Below are 16,952 nucleotides of genomic sequence, written 5' to 3'. Positions count from 1 at the left end.
GCTGTGTCGGTCGCTGACATTCACTTTTGAGATTTGCAGTGTCCGGAGAAGGCTGGCGGGTTTCGTCAGACCTGCTTATTCTTTCCGAAAAGTAGATCGCGGTTTTTGCGCTGAAAAGAATAAAAGGGACAGCATGGACGGAAAAATCTTTATTGGTGGTGGCGGGGAGGCTTATGGCGACAAGCAAGGCCTGACACTGAAATACGCCAACCGGCACGGCCTTGTCGCAGGGGCGACAGGCACGGGAAAAACCGTGACATTGCAAATCCTTGCTGAGGGATTTGCCGCGGCGGGAGTTCCTGTTTTCCTGTCTGACGTCAAAGGTGATCTGTCAGGGCTCGCCGCCGCCGGCTCCGAGACTTTCAAATTACATCAGGCCTTCACCGACCGCGCCGTGAAAATCGGCTTTGATGATTATGCCTATCGCGGCTTTCCGGTGACGTTCTGGGATCTGTTTGGGGAACAGGGTCATCCGGTGCGCACAACGGTTTCTGAAATGGGGCCTCTTCTGCTGTCGCGCCTGATGGAGCTGACCGAAGCCCAGGAAGGTGTGCTCAACATCGCTTTCCGACTGGCGGACGAAAAGGGCCTGCCGCTGCTCGATCTGAAGGATTTGCAAGCTCTGCTGGTCTGGCTCGGAGAAAATCGCGGCGAGATCGCTCTGCGCTATGGCAACGTATCGGTGCATTCGATCGGCGCCATTCAGCGGCGCTTGCTTGTCCTGGAAAACCAGGGGGCCAACAAACTCTTTGGCGAACCGGCGCTGGAACTTGGCGATTTGATGCACGTGGGGGCGGATGGTCGCGGCCAGATCAACATCCTCGCGGCAGACAAACTCATGGGCGCCCCGCGTCTTTACGCAACCTTCCTGCTTTGGTTGCTTTCTGAATTGTTCGAAGAACTGCCTGAGGTCGGAGACCCGGACAAACCGAAACTGGTTTTCTTCTTTGACGAGGCACACCTGCTGTTTGATGGCGCGCCCAAGGCGCTGGTGGACAAGGTTGAACAGGTCGCGCGCCTGATCCGCTCCAAGGGGGTCGGCGTGTATTTTGTCACCCAAAATCCCGACGACATCCCCGAAGACATCCTTGGCCAGCTCGGCAATCGCGTGCAACACGCACTGCGTGCCTTTACCGCGCGCGATCGCAAGGCGCTCAAAATGGCGTCCGAAACCTATCGCCCAAATCCGCGCTTTGACACAGAAGCAGCCATCCGGGAAGTCGGGGTCGGAGAAGCCGTCACATCCATGCTGATGAAAAAGGGCGTCCCCGGAATTGTTGAGCGCACTTTGATCCGCCCACCAAGTTCACAACTCGGCCCCTTGGACCCTGCGACCCGACGCAATGTGGTCGCATCTTCCCCGATGGCAGGCAAATATGACCAACTGGTCGATCGACGGTCAGCTTATGAAATTCTGCAAGAGCGCTCCGAAAAAGCCGCTGCAGAGGCCGAAGCCGCGGAAGCCAAAGAAGAAGAGATGAGCGTCGCAGAGCGCGAATTTTCCTCTGCGCGCCGCTACTCCGGCACCCGTGTTCGCCGCAGCTCATCGCGCACATTGCGGGTGCGGGCAGACGACACATTTGGCGAAGCCATGACCAAAATGGTTGTGAAAGAGCTATCCGGCACCACAGGCCGGCGCATCGTGCGTGGCATTCTGGGCGGCCTATTTAAGGGGCGCTGACGCTGCGCTTCTTACTTGAGCAAATACTCTCGCCGAAGGCAAAAGGCGCCCCTTAGGGCGCCTTTTTTTATTACTTCTCGGGGATAAGGCCCCGTGGACTGAACCTCAGCACCAACAGCAGGATCACACCCATCGTCAACAGGCGCATATGTGCCGCGCTGTCGATCAGATGTTTCTTCAATCCGCTGCCTTCCGCCATGCCAGAGGTGATCAGCTCCATCAGGAATAGGCCCATCGGCTCCACCTGAACCCAAAGGAACCAGATCAGGAAACCGCCCAAAACTGCGCCAAGGTTGTTGCCGGACCCGCCAACAATCACCATCACCCAGATCAGGAAGGTATAACGCAGCGGGTTATAGGTGCCCGGCGTCAACTGACCGTCCAAGGTGGTCATCATCGCACCAGCAACGCCGCAAACCGCGGAGCCCAGCACAAAGATTTGCAGGTGGCGGTTGGTGACATCCTTGCCCATTGCTTCGGCCGCGACCTCGTTGTCACGGATCGCGCGCATCATCCGACCCCATGGGGACTTCAGTGCCAACTGCGCCGCAACAAAGATCAAGACCAGCACAATCGCGAACAGAATCGAGTAGTTGAGCTTCACGAAAAGCGACGACGCCGTCGCCGGATCAAGCCCAAGCCCCTCGGCACGGTTCACAAAAGAAGACGTGTTTTGCAGGTCAATCTCATAAGGCACCGGACGGTCCAGACCGACCACGTTTTTCACACCACGCGCCAGCCAGTCTTCGTTTTTCATCACCGCAATGATGATTTCCGCAATCCCGAGCGTCGCAATCGCCAGATAGTCCGAGCGCAGGCCCAAAGCGGTCTTACCAATCAGCCAAGCCACGCCAGCCGCCAGCAAACCACCCATCGGCCACGCCATCAGAACCGGCAGATTCAGACCACCAAGGTTGCCTTGCAGGGCAGGGTTGATGGCTTCAACCGCTTCCACACCGGGATCAAAGATACCGCGATAGAGGAAGAAACCGCCAAGTAGCAGAACAATGGTCGCGATATTGCGCGCACGACCCGCGGCCATACGTTGACGCACCATAACGGTGCCCACGATGGTGCCGGCACCCGCCAACAACGCAATGACGATCCGCCAGCCGCCAGCGCTCCAGGCACCTTCAACCGGTGCCGCAGAGGTCAAAACAACTGCCAGACCACCAAGGGCGACAAAGCCCATGACACCGACGTTAAACAGACCGGCAAAGCCCCACTGAAGGTTCACACCCAACGCCATGATGGCCGAGATCAGCCCCATGTTGAGAATAAGCAGCGCAACGTTCCAGCTTTGCATGATGCCGGTCAGCGCGATCATCGCAAAGACCAGCACGAAGAGAGCGGTATTTTTCATTTGTTCGCTCATACCGATTTCCCCTTAAACAGGCCGGTCGGCTTGAACAGCAGAACCACGATCAGGATCACAAAGCTGACGGCAAATTTGTAGTCTGTACTGAGCAATTGCACGAGGCTGGAGGGCTCAAGACTCTCCGGCATCAAGTATTTCAGCACTTTCTTCCAAGCGTAGGTGATCGTGACTTCCGAGAAGGCAATCACAAAGCCACCGGCAATGGCGCCCAACGGGCTGCCAAGGCCACCGACAATTGCGGAAGCAAAGATCGGCAGCAGAAGCTGGAAGTAGACAAAGGGTTTGAAGGATTTATCGAGACCGTAAAGCACACCGGCGGTGGTCGCCAATGCGGCCACGATCAGCCATGTGTACATTACCACGCGCTCGGGGTTGATGCCCGACAGCAGCGCCAGATCCTCGTTGTCCGAGTAGGCACGCATGGATTTACCCGTGCGTGTCCGGTTCAGGAACCAGAAGAGCAGGGCGACCGCAATGATCGCCACAACAACGGTGATGCCCTGCGTGGTTTTGATTGCCAGACCTTCCTTAAGGCCGGTCATCGCCTTGAATTCGCGCACCGAGATGATGAACCGCTCACCATCGGCGAACTTCTGATCGTTCGGGCCAATGATAAAACGAACCAGACCGTTCATGATGAACATCACGCCCATCGACACGATCACAAGGATCACCGGCTTGGCCTTTTGTTCTCGATAGAAGCGATAGACCATGCGGTCGGTTATCAATACGAGCGCCATGGTGCCAAGAATGGCAAAGGGCAAGGCGAGCAGGGCGGTCGGTAGAACGCCAAAGCTGACACCCATCGACTGGAACCACCAGGTGATGAGTACCGCGAGCATCGCCCCAAAGGCCATGGTGTCGCCATGGGCAAAGTTCGAAAACCGCAGTATGCCATAGATCAGCGTAACCCCCAGCGCGCCAAGCGCCAGCTGGCTGCCATAGGCAATCGCGGGGATGATGACAAAGTTAGAAAGCGCCACAAGGGCGTTGAGGAAGTCCATTATTCTCCGCCCTCTACTTGGTTTCTTTGATCGGAAACCGATTTGCTGTTCAATCGCGCGATCGAGCGGCTGATTTCAGTAAGAACGCCGACGACCAAGCCGTAGAATATGACCACAGTAGCTTGATCAATGTAGTGCCCAGGACTTTTACCACCGACATATGCTTTCATCATTTCTGGATCGGATCCGAAGGCCAAAACCATCGCCATCCTCAAAACCCCCAAAACACACATCAGTGCCGCAATGTAGGTTGCTACCTTAGTAAAGATCATCCCTCAGCCCCCCAAGAACGACTTGCGGACTTCTTCATCCGCGAGAAGGTCTTTGCCTGTACCGGTAAAGGCATTGCGCCCCTGAACCAGCACATAACCCTTGTCGGCGATTTCCAACGCCTGACGGGCGTTTTGCTCGACCATCAGGATCGGAATGCCGGTGCGGCTGACCTCGATGATGCGGTCAAACAATTCGTCCATAACGATGGGCGACACGCCTGCGGTCGGCTCATCGAGCATCAAAACCTTGGGCTGCGTCATCAGCGACCGCCCCACGGCGACCTGCTGACGCTGACCACCGGAGAGTTCGCCCGCTGGCTGGTTGCGCTTTTCCTTCAGGATCGGGAAGAGGCCATAGACCTGCTCCATCGTGTCCGAGAAATCATCCGTGCGGATGAACGCGCCCATCTCGAGGTTTTCTTCAACCGTCATCGACGTGAAGATGTTGTTGGTCTGCGGCACAAACCCCATGCCTTTGGCCACACGATCCTGCGGGCTCAGGTTGGTGATGTCTTCACCATCCAGCCGCACCGACCCTTGGCGCAGATTGAGCATGCCAAAGACCGCTTTCATGCCCGTGGATTTGCCAGCACCGTTCGGCCCGACAATCACGGCAATCTCGCCCGGGTTCACAGCAATCGTGCAATCATGCAGGATGTCCGGCCCGTCTTTGCCATAACCACCGGTCATGCTGTCGCCGACCAAGAAGGCGTCCGTTGTGTTCATTTCTTTGCCAGTCCCGACGGAGGGGATCATCTCGCCACCGCCTTTGGGATTGGTGATCGAGGCATCTTTGTTGCCACGATCGTCTTGATACGGATTGCCCGTCATCACTCACTCCCCGCTGGATTTGCACCGTCGCGATACCGCCGGAATACCGACGCGATACCGACGTCACGCTTCCAGCTTATCCTTGTTCTTGAGACCGGTGCCGAGATACGCCTCGATCACCTGTTCATTGGCCTTGATTTCATCAAGCGTGCCTTCGGCGAGGACTTTGCCCTCCGCCATACAGATCACCGGATCGCAAAGACGACCAATGAAATCCATGTCGTGTTCGATCACAACAAAGGTATAGCCGCGCTCTTTGTTCAGGCGCTGAATGGCATCGCCGATGGTGTTCAGAAGCGTGCGGTTCACCCCCGCGCCAACCTCATCCAGAAACACGATTTTCGCGTCCACCATCATGGTGCGGCCCAGTTCCAGCAGCTTCTTCTGACCGCCCGACACCTGACCGGCCTTGTGATCGGCAAGATGCTCAATCGTAAGGAATTCAAGCACTTCGTCCGCCTTGGCCCGCAATGCGCGTTCCTCGTTGGCGATGCGCTTGCGGCCAAACCACGTGTTCCAAAGGGTCTCGCCGGATTGGTCTCCGGGCACCATCATCAGGTTTTCGCGACAGCTCATTGAGCTAAATTCATGCGCGATCTGGAAGGTGCGCAGCAGGCCTTTGTGAAAAAGCGTATGCGGCGGCAGGCCAGTGATGTCTTCGCCATCCATGGTCACTCGACCAGAGGTAGGAGCAAGAACACCTGCAATCACGTTGAAAAGTGTGGTTTTTCCGGCTCCGTTTGGACCGATGAGGCCGGTGATTGATCCGGTCTCGATTTCAAGACTCGCGCCGTCTACGGCGTGAAAGCCTCCGAAATGTTTGTGAACGTCTTCAACGACGATCATGGTTACACCCCCGTGCACAGTTGTTTTTTCTGCGCTTTATATATTGAAAAGCAGCCCGGACAAGCCGAGCTGCTTTTGATCTTAGATTACCAAAGGTTTAGCGATACTTAGCAGTGGTGATTTCGCCGCCTTTAACCACGATCTGACGATAGTTGCCTGCCGACTCACCCGCGCCGATCAGTTCAACTGCGGTTGCGCCGACGTAGTCGATGTCGCCACCACCAGCGAGGATCTCCAGAGCTTTGCCCAGTTCACCCGGATAGATCATTTCGCCAGGTGCGTTTGCAACGTCCATGACTTTGTCTTTGTAGGCTGCCGGATCAGAAGAACCCGCTGCCTGCATCGCCAGCATGATCAGAGCCGCCGCGTCATAGCTTTCCGGTGTGAAAGGCGAAGATGCGTCAAACGCGCCGCCAACCAGTTCGGTGAACTTTGCCGCGCCCGGGCTGTCGGTGCCGGGGTGCTGACCGGTGGAGCCTTCGATTTCGTCGCCGAAGTTTTCCTGCAGCTTGTCGGAAATCATGCCATCGGGGAAGTGGAAGGTGTCAAACGCGCCGGAGTCGATTGCCGCACGAACGATGCCGGAACCACCCTGGTCGACGTAGCCTGCAACCACCAGACGGTCGCCACCGGCTGCTGCCAGTGCGCCAACTTCTGCGGAGTAGTCGGCTTTGCCGTCTTCGTGGGCTGCGTTGATGGTGACGGTGCCGCCAGCCGCTTCAAACGCTGCCTGGAAGCTGTCTGCCAGACCTTTACCATAGTCGTTGTTGGTGTAGGTCACCGCAACTTCTTTGATGCCTTCTTCCATCAGAACTTCGGTCATCACAACACCCTGACGCGCGTCAGACGGAGCGGTGCGGAAGAACAGGCCGTTGTCTTCGTTGTTGTTGTGGCTCAGGCCCGGCGAAGTCGCGGACGGGGAAATCATCACAACACCGTTGGCCAGCGCCACGTTGTTCAGGATCGCGCCGGTCACACCGGAGCAGTCCGCGCCCATGATGCCTTTGACGCCATCAGAGGTGATCAGACGTTCTGCGGCTGCCGATGCTGCGGCGGCGTCCACACAGGTGGAGTCAGCGCGTACAGGCATAACCGCCGAACCGCCAAGCAGCTTGCCGCTGTCGGTGACTTCTTTCATCGCCAGCTCTGCGCCGTCCGCCATCGAGGGTGTCAGCGATTCAATCGGACCGGTAAAGCCCAGGATCACGCCCAGTTTGATATCTTCGGCCGATGCGGCCCCTGCGAACAGCGCGCCTGCGGCGGTCGCCAAAAGCAGTTTTTTCATGGTTTCACTCCCTATTGGTATTTTTTACTGCGGTGAGCCTATGCGCGGTGATTTCAAAAGAAAAGAGGCAAGTGCCCAAAACTTGATCACCTGTCTATGGGAAGCTGTGCTACCCTTTCGATCTCCCGTTGAGGACCAGCCAAAGAAATACAAAAGGTGTTTTGAATGAACATGTTAAAAGCCATTGTTTGCGCGGTTTCCATTCTGCTTTCAGGCGGCGGTGTTTTGGCATTTGATGCCGCCGACTTGCGCATTGAGCCGGTGGTGGAAAATCTTCGCACGCCTTGGGGTTTCGGATTTCTCCCGGAGGGTGCACTTCTCATCACAGAACGTGGTGGCAAGCTGCGCTACATCTCTCCCAATGGTCAACGTCACTCCGTTTCAGGCGTGCCAAAAGTGCAAACCGACGGGCAGGGCGGATTGCTCGATGTTCTCGTGCCAAGCGATTTTGCCGAGCGGCGGGAAATCTATCTAACATTTTCAAAAAAACAAAAACCTGGTTCAGGGACGGCCGTTGCGCGCGCACGGCTAAGCTCGGACGGACGTAAATTGACCGATGTGGAGGTCATCTTTGAGATGACGGCCGGCAATCGGGGTGGTCGCCACTTTGGCAGCCGCCTCGCAGAAGCGCCGGACGGGCATCTTTATGTGACCATCGGCGAGCGCGGAGATCAGCCCTCAGCGCAGGATTTGTCCAGACACAACGGATCCGTGATCCGCATCACGCGGGACGGCCGGTCGGCGCCAGACAACCCGTTTGCAAAGCGCGCCAACGCTCAGGCCGAAATCTGGTCATACGGGCATCGCAATCCGCAAGGCATGGCGTTTGATTCCGCTGGCCGGCTATGGGTTGTTGAGCATGGCGCCAAGGGCGGCGATGAAGTGAACCGCATCAAAAAAGGCGCCAACTACGGGTGGCCCGTGATTTCCTATGGGACGCATTATTCTGGTGCGAAAATCGGCGAGGGCACTGCCAAGAGCGGTATGCAGCAGCCGGCTTTTTACTGGGATCCATCTATCGCGCCGTCTGGCATGGCGATTTATTCCGGCAAGCTGTGGCCGAACTGGCGCAACGCCATGTTTATCGGCAGTCTCAAGTCTGACCATATATCCGTTCTGTCCGGCTCGCCGCTTTCGGAAGTGGCGAAAATCAATACGCCCGAGACAAAGCGCGTACGCGATGTGCGCGAAGGCCCGGACGGCGGCATCTGGTTCTTGTCCGAAGACCTCGGGACGCTTTACCGCATAGACCCCAGCAAGTAGTCTCACTGGTAATCATCTCAATGACGGATCAAATTATGTTTAAAATCTTGGCCTTCGCTGTCGCTCTTTGTCTAACAGTGCCTTTCTCCGCCTCGGCGCAGACCAACCAGCGCACAGCTTTTAATCAGGGGATTGAACGATTTAACAATCTGGTGATGGAGCAAAGGCTATCGGACGCGCTGAAGATGATGCGCCCCGAAATGGAGATGAGCGACGATGACATTGTTCGCATCGACAACCGGTTCTGGGAACACTACCCCAAGACCTTTGTTGGCCATGATACGGTTCGCAGCGAAGCCCTGAAAAGCGGGTTCCGCCAAGAAGTTCTGGCCTACTGGGACGAAGACAACCGCTATTTCTTTGTCTATCTTTTGATCCATGCCACCAATTCCGGCTTTAATGTCGTCAACATCGACTACAGCACGGATTTTGAAAGCCTGAACGCCAACTTCTGATCAGATCGACAATCGCGCCGATTGGGTTCCGCGCTCACGGTAGGGGGTGGTTTCATAGTGGGCGCGATAACACTTCGAGAAATGGCTCGGAGAGGCAAAGCCACAGGCCAAGGCCACATTGATCACGCTCATATCTGTCTGCATCAGAAGATTGCGCGCTTTCTGGAGCCGCAATTCCATATAATAGCGCTTTGGAGACCGGTTCAAATACCGCCGGAACAATCTTTCCAGCTGACGTGTGGACATACCCACTTCCTTGGCCAAAAGCGAAGGGCTGATCGGTTCCTCGATATTGCCTTCCATCATTTGGATAACCATGCTGAGTTTTGGATGGCGGACGCCAATCCGCGTCGGCACCGACAAGCGCTGCGTGTCCTGATCGGTTCGAATGGAACTGTAAATCTGTTGGTCGGCCACCCAATTTGCGATCTCGTCCCCCAGATCGGTGGCAATAATCTGCAAAAACAAGTCGATAGAGGATGTGCCACCGGCGGTGGTCATCCGGTTGCCATCAATCGTGAACACCGATTTTGACAGTTCAACCTCTTCAAACTCCTCCGAGAAACTGTCCTGATTTTCCCAATGGATCGTCGCCTTTTTGCCGTCCAGCAAGCCCGCTTTGGCCATTGTAAAAGACGCGGTACACAGGCCGGCAATCGCGGGGCCTTTGCGCGCTTCGCGACGCAACCAGTTCAAAAGTTTCTTTGTGGTGGCCGTCTGGATATTGATCCCACCGCACAAAACGATGGTGTCATCGCGGCGCAACTCACTGAGGTCCTCGTCCAGCTTAAAGGTCGTTTCCGTCGACGACGACACCGAGTCACCGCCTTCGCCGACCAGCACCCACGAATAGTGCGCACTGCCCAGCCGTCGGTTTGCCAGGCGCAAACAATCCACAGCCGAAGCAAAGCTCAGCAATGTGAAGTCTTCCAGCAACACAAACACAAACCGCTTTGCTTTGGGCGGTGTCACGTCAACTTTGACTGTCGAAGTATTTGACATTTATGCCTTTTCCCCTTCAAGGCGAGCGGGTCCCTCAACCCGGTTTAAGGACCGACTTTAGCGCTGAAAACATGGGCCCCGTCAAGAGCCGAAATTAGCATATAGCGCTATCATTTTCCCGCATGTATAAGGCGGGCTCTAAATGTCTAATTGGAGTAAAGACAATGGCAGAATGGCAGAAATCTGACTGGCGCGCAAAGCCCCGGGTTCAGATGCCTGATTATACGGATGAAGCAGAGCTGAAGGCTGTAGAAGCCAAGCTCGCGAGCTATCCGCCATTGGTTTTTGCCGGAGAGGCGCGCCGCCTGAAAGCCCAGCTTGGTGCCGCCTCCCGCGGCGAGGCCTTTTTGTTGCAGGGTGGGGATTGCGCCGAGAGCTTTGAGCAGTTCTCTGCGGATGGCATTCGCGACACGTTCAAAGTGATGCTGCAAATGGCGATGGTGCTGACCTATGGTGCCAAGGTGCCGGTGGTCAAAGTGGGCCGCATGGCCGGCCAATTTGCCAAGCCGCGTTCTGCGCCAACTGAGGTCGTAGATGGTGTGGAACTGCCCAGCTATCGTGGCGACATCATCAACGAGTTGGACTTCTCGCCCAAATCCCGCACTCCGGACCCCCACAAGATGTTGCAGGCCTACACGCAGGCGGCTGCGACGCTGAACCTGCTTCGTGCGTTCTCGACCGGTGGATATGCCGACGTGCATCAGGTCCATGCCTGGACATTGGGCTTCACCGAAGGCGAGAAAGCCGAGCAATACCGCGATCTTGCCAACCGCATCAGCGACACACTCGACTTCATGAAAGCCGCCGGTGTGACGTCTGACAAGATGCACTCGCTGCAAACTGTGGATTTCTACACCAGCCATGAATCGCTGTTGCTGGAATACGAAGAAGCGCTGACGCGTATGGATTCGACCTCCGGCAAATGGCTTGCTGGCTCTGGCCACATGATCTGGATCGGGGATCGCACCCGTCAACCAGACGGCGCGCATGTTGAATTCGCCCGCGGTGTGCAAAACCCGATTGGTCTGAAATGTGGTCCAACCACCACGGCGGACGACCTGAAGGTTCTGATGGAGAAACTGAACCCCGAAAACGAAGCAGGGCGTCTGACCCTGATCGCGCGTTTCGGTGCTGGCTCTGTTGGTGAGCACCTGCCGCGCCTGATCAAGGCCGTCAAAGAAGAAGGTGCAAATGTGCTGTGGACCTGTGACGCGATGCACGGCAACACGATTAAGTCGGCCACGGGCTACAAGACCCGTCCCTTCGACAGCGTGCTGCGTGAAGTGCGGGAATTCTTCGGCGTACACAAGGCCGAGGGCACAATCCCTGGCGGTGTGCATTTTGAAATGACCGGTCAAGACGTGACCGAATGCACCGGCGGCGTGCGGGCTGTGACCGAAGAAGATCTTTCGGCGCGCTACCACACCGCATGTGATCCACGCCTGAACGCGTCCCAGTCGCTTGAACTGGCGTTTCTCGTGGCCGAAGAACTGTCGGCAATGAACGTGGCCCGTCAGGCCGCCGCGGTCTGAACCTCACATAACGCTCTGGGAAAGGCGCTCCTTTTGGGGCGCCTTTTTTGTGAGATTTACGCGTTAAGTATTTGTTGAAAAAGAGAAAGGGCGGGGTGCCATGTCCAGTGGCCCCGCCCTTTGCTATGTGACATCTGCGCCTTCTGGCCTCAGGTGTCGGACACGACCAATCGCAGGTGCGCGTGTTTCGTGGGCACGGTATTGGCCCGAATATCCTCTGGCATCATCGCGTTTTGCCGATCCGCAAGCGTGACCGGACGCACGGACAGTCGTTCGGCAAGACCGTCGTCGTCTACGTGGACCTCACGGATCAGGCTCTCGGCCAAATCAAACCGCGTTGGTGCTTTGCGGCCATCGCCGTCAACCGTGATTGCGCCAAGGATGCGGTTGATTTCCCCCGTATCGCTGCGCAATGGCATCAGCAGCAAAGAGGCGCGTTTTCCTCTCGATCTGAAACCGCGCGTCGTCGTGAGATCAATGCGCGCTGTGGCCGGGCCCGAGAACACCTGTTCAAGAATTTCGCGGAACTCCTCGCGGCTGTCTTCGGTGATGATCGCGGCGATCGGCATGCCCCGCATGTCCATGCCCTGAATGTCGGTCAAAACCCCGCACGACACCCGTAGCTTCCCAACACCCGGAGCCAACCGCTCAAGAATAAAGGCGTGGCGCAGCATCTGTTGCACCGCACGTGGATCAACCTCAGAACGATACGGCACCGTGTTGCCGCGCCGAAGCCCGTTCCAATAATCTTCCATCCGCTCCAGTACCAAAGCACCGTTCAGACGGTCCGCGCCCAAAGTTTCGCGATCAAACGTATCCATGTCTAAAGTCCCAACCAACTGCACACGCGGTAAGCGCTCAAAGCGACTCATGTTTCCGCGAGACATCCCCCGATGCATCTGCAGTTCTAAACAGAATTAGGAAAATTTGCGATAAAAAGCCGACGGAATGGTTAACCGTGAGATTGCTTCGTTGCCCTTAAGGGGCGATTGGCATTAGGTGTCAGCAAGCCACAATGAAGAAGGAGAGGCCCGTGTTGCATTCGATGACCGGTTTTGCGGCGCTCAAGGGAGAAGCCGACGGCTACACTTGGGCCTGGGATCTGCGCAGCGTGAATGCCAAGGGACTGGATATCCGACTTCGTATGCCGGACTGGATCGAAGGTCTGGAACCTGCGGTGCGCGCCGCCTTGTCCAAGGCGCTCGGGCGGGGTTCGGTGAACCTCAATCTGCGTGTAAACAAAGGCGAAGATCAGGGTACACTGTCGGTGAGCCCCACCAACCTTCAGGCCGCAATAGATGCGCTGCAAGTTGTCGAAAGCGCCGCAATGGAGCAGGGCATCGCGCTTCAGCCGTCTCGGGCGGTGGATCTAATGGCGGTGCGCGGGGTTCTGGAAACCACTGTCACGCAAACCGATAACAAAGCGCTTCTGAGCGTGCTTACAGCACAGCTCCCGAGCTTGATTTCCAGCTTTATCGAAATGCGCGAAGCCGAAGGTCAGGCGCTTCTGGAGGTGCTCTCCGAGCAGCTGGTGCAAATCGAAAGGTTAACGGTTTCCGCCTCCGAAGCGGCCGAGGCCCGCCGTGAGGCGACAGCCCAAACCCTCAAAGACAATCTGGCACGGGTGATGGAAAACACCGAAGGCGCCGATGAGGCGCGCGTGGCGCAGGAGCTTGCCATGATCGCCGTGAAATCGGATGTGATGGAAGAACTGGACCGCCTGAACGCCCATGTCAGCGCGGCGCGCGATCTCCTGCAAACCGAGGGACCGGTGGGCCGTAAGCTCGACTTCCTGATGCAGGAGTTTAACCGCGAGGCCAACACGCTTTGCTCAAAGGCGCAATCGGTGGATTTGACGCGAATTGGACTGGACCTCAAAGCGGTGATCGATCAGATGCGCGAACAGGTACAAAACGTGGAATAAGAGCATGACACAAAGACGCGGCCTTCTCATCATTCTGTCCTCGCCCTCCGGAGCGGGAAAATCCACATTGGCAAAGCGGCTGATGGCATGGGATTCCGGCCTCAGTTTCTCGATCTCTGCTACAACGCGCGCACCGCGCCCCGGCGAAGAACACGGCCGCGAGTATTTCTTCCTTTCTGAAGATGACTTCAAAACCCAAGTGGCCGAAAACCAGATGCTCGAACATGCGCATGTCTTCGGCAACTTCTACGGCTCGCCTGCGGGCCCCGTCAAAGACACCATCGAGGCAGGCAACGACGTTCTGTTTGACGTGGACTGGCAGGGCGAGCAGCAAATCCGAAATTCCGATCTTGGCAAACACGCCCTGTCGATTTTCATCCTGCCACCCTCCATCACCGAATTGCACCGCCGCCTTGTGACCCGCGCGCAGGACAGCGAAGAGGTGATTTCAAAACGCATGCAGAAAAGCTGGGATGAAATCAGCCACTGGGGCGCCTATGATTACGTCCTGATCAACGACGATCTGGACGCGACCGAGGCCGAATTGAAAACCATCATCTCAGCCGAACGCATGCGCCGCGAGCAACAGCCCGCGTTGCAAAACCACGTGCGCACGCTGCAAGACGAATTTCAGGAGATGTCCTAATGCCTCTTTACGAACTTGACGGTCTGGCCCCGCAAAAAGACGAAGACGCTTGGGTGGCACCAGATGCCAACGTCATCGGCAATGTTGTTCTGAATGCAGGCACTTCGATCTGGTTTGGTTGCACTCTGCGGGGCGACAATGAAACCATCACCATCGGCGCAGGCTCCAACGTTCAGGAAAACACCGTGATGCACACGGATCCGGGATTTGCCCTTACGATTGGTGAAAACTGCACCATCGGCCACAAGGCAATGCTGCATGGCTGCACGATCGGAGACGGCACTCTGATTGGCATGGGCGCGACGGTATTAAACGGCGCGAAAATCGGCAAAAATTGCCTGATCGGCGCAGGGGCTTTGATCACGGAAGGCAAAGTGATCCCCGACGGCTCATTGGTCATGGGCGCACCCGGAAAAATCGTGCGCGAACTTGATAAGGCTGCGATCAAGGGCCTGCAAATGTCCGCGCTCCACTATCAGCAAAACGCAAAACGGTTTGCCAAAGGGTTGCGTCCTGTGGGCGGCACGAACTGCTGCTAAGGCGGGCTGTCATACTCCTGTCACGGCCCATGTGTTTTTTCCGGAGCCTGAAGGCGACACAAAACGGACACTGACACATGGTTGAAAGATTCGATTCCGCATTCCTCGAAGGTATCCCGCTTCCAGCGTTTATTGTGGATAGCGACGCGCGCCTTTTGGCCTCCAACGCCCTGATGGTCGACCTACAACCTAAGGCAAGTGAAAGCCTGCCTCTGATCCTCGTTTTCAGACAGCCCGCACTGAATGAAGCGGTCCAAATCTGTCTGCGCACTGGTGCGCCTCAGCGCACGGTCTATTTGCACGGTGACGGGCGACAGGAACACCGGTTTGATGTGTCAATTTCTGCGTTGAATGGCGGGGCTTTTGTCTGTTTCCGAGACATCACAGAAGAACGTCAACTCGACCAGATGCGTCGCGATTTTGTTGCAAATGTCAGCCACGAGTTGCGCACACCTCTCACTGCGATCCTCGGGTTCATTGAAACGTTACAGGGGCCGGCAAAGGGCGATGCCAAGGCTCAGGACCGGTTCTTGGGCATCATGTCCGCCGAGGCCAACCGCATGAACCGCCTTGTCGGCGATTTGTTGTCTCTGAGCCGCGTGGAGGATCTCTCGCGGATGCGCCCAACAGATCCGGTCGATCTGCACCGGCTTTTGCGGTCGGCCATTCAAAACCTCACCCCGCTGGCAGAAGAAAGTCACTCCGTGATCCGAATGGATCAACAAGCAGAAGACTGCGTTGTACCGGGAGACGCGGATCAGCTGTTGCAGCTTGTCACCAATCTTATTGAAAACGCTTTGAAATACGGCGGGCAGGGGACATCGGTTGCCCTATCGCTCAGGAGTGCCGAACGCGCCACCGGCGTCAAAGGCAAGGTCGCAGTGCTGACCGTCACCGACAACGGTCCCGGGATAGATGAGATTCACATCCCCCGTTTGACCGAACGGTTTTACAGAATCGATTCCCACAGATCACGGGAAATGGGCGGCACAGGCCTTGGGCTTGCGATTGTAAAACACATCGTCCACCGCCACCGTGGGCGTCTGGAAATCGAAAGCACACTCGGAAAAGGCACAGCAATCAGCGTTTTCCTGCCGTTTGGCTAACAATTTTTTGCCGGTTTTGGCGACTGTCATAATACCGTTACATCCCCGTCACAAAAGCTTTGAGCAAGAGTTCTAGATCGGGCTCCGAGACTGTCATCAGACAGTTCGGAACAAATGGAGTTACACATGTCCGTCAAACTGACCGCTTCGGCCATTGCCGTTGCCGCCTTCGCAGCAACCACCGCGACCGCTCGTGATCAGGTTCAGATCGCTGGCTCGTCCACCGTTCTGCCTTATGCCACCATCGTCGCCGAAGCATTCGGCGAAAACTTTGACTTCCCGACACCGGTTGTCGAAGGTGGCGGTTCCGGCGCGGGTCGCAAGAAAATGTGTGAAGGCGTTGGCCCCAACACCATCGACATCGCGAACTCCTCCTCTCGCATCAAACAGTCCGACATCGACCTCTGCGCCACCAACGGCGTGTCCGAGATCATGGAAGTGCGCTTTGGTTATGATGGCATCGTCTTTGCCTCCGACATCGACGGCCCGTCGTTTGGTTTCACCCCTGCGGACTGGTTCAACGCACTGGCCGCGCAGGTAGTTGTTGACGGCAAGCTGGTTGCCAACCCCAACAAACAGTGGGCCGACGTGAACGCTGATCTGGCGGCACAGGATATTCTGGCCTTCATCCCGGGCACCAAGCACGGCACCCGCGAAGTGTTTGACAAAAAGGTTCTGGAAGCCGGCTGTAAAGCCACTGGCGCGCTGGATCTTCTGGGCGACAAGAAAGCCTGCCACGCGCTGCGCACTGATGGCGTTTCTGTCGACATCGACGGCGACTACACCGAAACGCTGGCGCGTCTGGATGCCAACAAAAACGCCATCGGCGTCTTTGGTCTGTCGTTCTACCAGAACAACACCGACAAACTGGTTGTGGCCACGATGGACAACGTTGTGCCCTCGACTGAAACCGTGGCTTCCGGTGAATACCCTGTTTCCCGCCCGCTGTTCTTCTACGTGAAGAAAGCGCACCTCGGCGTGATCCCGGGCCTTCAGGAATACGTCGAGTTCTTCGTGTCTGACGACATGGCGGGCCCTGACGGCCCGCTGGCGGAATACGGTCTCGTGTCTGATCCGGAACTGTCCGCCACACAGGACATGGTTGCCAACGGCACCCCGATGCAGCCTCTGAACTAAACTGACTGACGATGGCGTCCCGAAATCGGGGCGCCATCCCCTGACCACCCT

General features: G+C 56.7%; 17 protein-coding genes. 9 read left to right on the top strand and 8 right to left on the bottom strand.

Annotation, left to right across the window (positions count from 1 at the left end):
* The first annotated feature begins 133 nt into the window (after positions 1–133).
* Entirely contained in the window at positions 134–1,681 is a 1,548-nt protein-coding gene (locus BM069_RS03540; protein WP_093320300.1) for a helicase HerA-like domain-containing protein, read from the top strand.
* Between the two features lie 70 nt (positions 1,682–1,751).
* On the opposite strand, the gene BM069_RS03535 is transcribed toward BM069_RS03540, so the two are convergent.
* The 6 genes from BM069_RS03535 to BM069_RS03510 all read right to left on the bottom strand — a co-directional run bounded on the left by BM069_RS03535 (position 1,752) and on the right by BM069_RS03510 (position 7,297).
* Positions 1,752–3,056 (bottom strand): branched-chain amino acid ABC transporter permease, encoded by a 1,305-nt coding sequence (locus tag BM069_RS03535; protein ID WP_170846666.1) that lies wholly within the window; start codon positions 3,054–3,056, stop codon positions 1,752–1,754.
* The gene (locus tag BM069_RS03530) at positions 3,053–4,063 is read right to left on the bottom strand and encodes a branched-chain amino acid ABC transporter permease (protein WP_093320298.1); all 1,011 of its coding nucleotides are present in this window, start codon (positions 4,061–4,063) and stop codon (positions 3,053–3,055) included. The genes BM069_RS03535 and BM069_RS03530 overlap by 4 nt, the downstream gene beginning before the upstream one ends.
* On the bottom strand, positions 4,063–4,335 hold the full coding sequence (locus tag BM069_RS03525) for a hypothetical protein (RefSeq protein ID WP_093320295.1): 273 nt from the start codon (positions 4,333–4,335) through the stop codon (positions 4,063–4,065). Before BM069_RS03525 ends, BM069_RS03530 begins: the two co-directional genes overlap by 1 nt.
* A gap of 3 nt (positions 4,336–4,338) precedes the next feature.
* Positions 4,339–5,166 (bottom strand): ABC transporter ATP-binding protein, encoded by an 828-nt coding sequence (locus tag BM069_RS03520; protein ID WP_093320292.1) that lies wholly within the window; start codon positions 5,164–5,166, stop codon positions 4,339–4,341.
* 63 nt (positions 5,167–5,229) lie between these two features.
* On the bottom strand, positions 5,230–6,012 hold the full coding sequence (locus BM069_RS03515) for an ABC transporter ATP-binding protein (protein WP_093320290.1): 783 nt from the start codon (positions 6,010–6,012) through the stop codon (positions 5,230–5,232).
* A 97-nt stretch (positions 6,013–6,109) separates the two neighbouring features.
* Positions 6,110–7,297, bottom strand: a complete 1,188-nt coding sequence (locus BM069_RS03510; protein ID WP_093320288.1) for an ABC transporter substrate-binding protein — start codon at positions 7,295–7,297, stop codon at positions 6,110–6,112.
* A 165-nt stretch (positions 7,298–7,462) separates the two neighbouring features.
* Between BM069_RS03510 and BM069_RS03505 the strand changes: the two genes are divergently transcribed.
* Positions 7,463–8,560: a PQQ-dependent sugar dehydrogenase gene (locus BM069_RS03505; RefSeq protein WP_425288655.1), complete on the top strand. Its 1,098-nt coding sequence runs from the start codon at positions 7,463–7,465 to the stop codon at positions 8,558–8,560.
* Between the two features lie 35 nt (positions 8,561–8,595).
* A complete protein-coding gene (locus BM069_RS03500; RefSeq protein ID WP_139216125.1) occupies positions 8,596–9,015 on the top strand; it encodes a hypothetical protein in 420 nt (139 codons plus the stop codon).
* Here the strand turns inward: BM069_RS03500 and BM069_RS03495 are convergent, their stop codons facing one another.
* Positions 9,016–10,017, bottom strand: a complete 1,002-nt coding sequence (locus BM069_RS03495; protein WP_093320282.1) for a GlxA family transcriptional regulator — start codon at positions 10,015–10,017, stop codon at positions 9,016–9,018.
* 164 nt (positions 10,018–10,181) lie between these two features.
* Between BM069_RS03495 and BM069_RS03490 the strand changes: the two genes are divergently transcribed.
* The gene (locus tag BM069_RS03490; protein WP_093320280.1) at positions 10,182–11,549 is read left to right on the top strand and encodes a class II 3-deoxy-7-phosphoheptulonate synthase; all 1,368 of its coding nucleotides are present in this window, start codon (positions 10,182–10,184) and stop codon (positions 11,547–11,549) included.
* 149 nt (positions 11,550–11,698) lie between these two features.
* Here the strand turns inward: BM069_RS03490 and BM069_RS03485 are convergent, their stop codons facing one another.
* On the bottom strand, positions 11,699–12,370 hold the full coding sequence (locus BM069_RS03485) for a PAS domain-containing protein (RefSeq protein WP_170846665.1): 672 nt from the start codon (positions 12,368–12,370) through the stop codon (positions 11,699–11,701).
* A gap of 212 nt (positions 12,371–12,582) precedes the next feature.
* On the opposite strand from BM069_RS03485, the gene BM069_RS03480 reads away from it, so the two are divergent.
* From BM069_RS03480 to BM069_RS03460, 5 genes are all read left to right on the top strand, one after another.
* Positions 12,583–13,473, top strand: coding sequence for a YicC/YloC family endoribonuclease (locus tag BM069_RS03480; RefSeq protein WP_244503516.1), 891 nt, complete (start codon positions 12,583–12,585; stop codon positions 13,471–13,473).
* A 4-nt stretch (positions 13,474–13,477) separates the two neighbouring features.
* Complete coding sequence (gene gmk / locus BM069_RS03475; RefSeq protein WP_093320273.1) at positions 13,478–14,119, top strand: guanylate kinase; 642 nt, start codon at positions 13,478–13,480, stop codon at positions 14,117–14,119.
* The gene (locus tag BM069_RS03470; RefSeq protein WP_093320270.1) at positions 14,119–14,658 is read left to right on the top strand and encodes a gamma carbonic anhydrase family protein; all 540 of its coding nucleotides are present in this window, start codon (positions 14,119–14,121) and stop codon (positions 14,656–14,658) included. Before gmk ends, BM069_RS03470 begins: the two co-directional genes overlap by 1 nt.
* A 77-nt stretch (positions 14,659–14,735) precedes the next feature.
* Positions 14,736–15,764 (top strand): ATP-binding protein, encoded by a 1,029-nt coding sequence (locus BM069_RS03465; protein WP_093320268.1) that lies wholly within the window; start codon positions 14,736–14,738, stop codon positions 15,762–15,764.
* A 126-nt stretch (positions 15,765–15,890) separates the two neighbouring features.
* Positions 15,891–16,901: a substrate-binding domain-containing protein gene (locus BM069_RS03460; protein WP_093320265.1), complete on the top strand. Its 1,011-nt coding sequence runs from the start codon at positions 15,891–15,893 to the stop codon at positions 16,899–16,901.
* The last annotated feature ends 51 nt before the right edge of the window (positions 16,902–16,952 follow it).

Origin of the sequence: Shimia haliotis (assembly GCF_900114415.1) — a bacterium.
In the GTDB taxonomy this organism is placed as follows: domain Bacteria; phylum Pseudomonadota; class Alphaproteobacteria; order Rhodobacterales; family Rhodobacteraceae; genus Shimia; species Shimia haliotis.
Note: the sequence above shows the minus strand (reverse complement) of the source record. Positions and strands in the feature narration are given on the sequence as shown.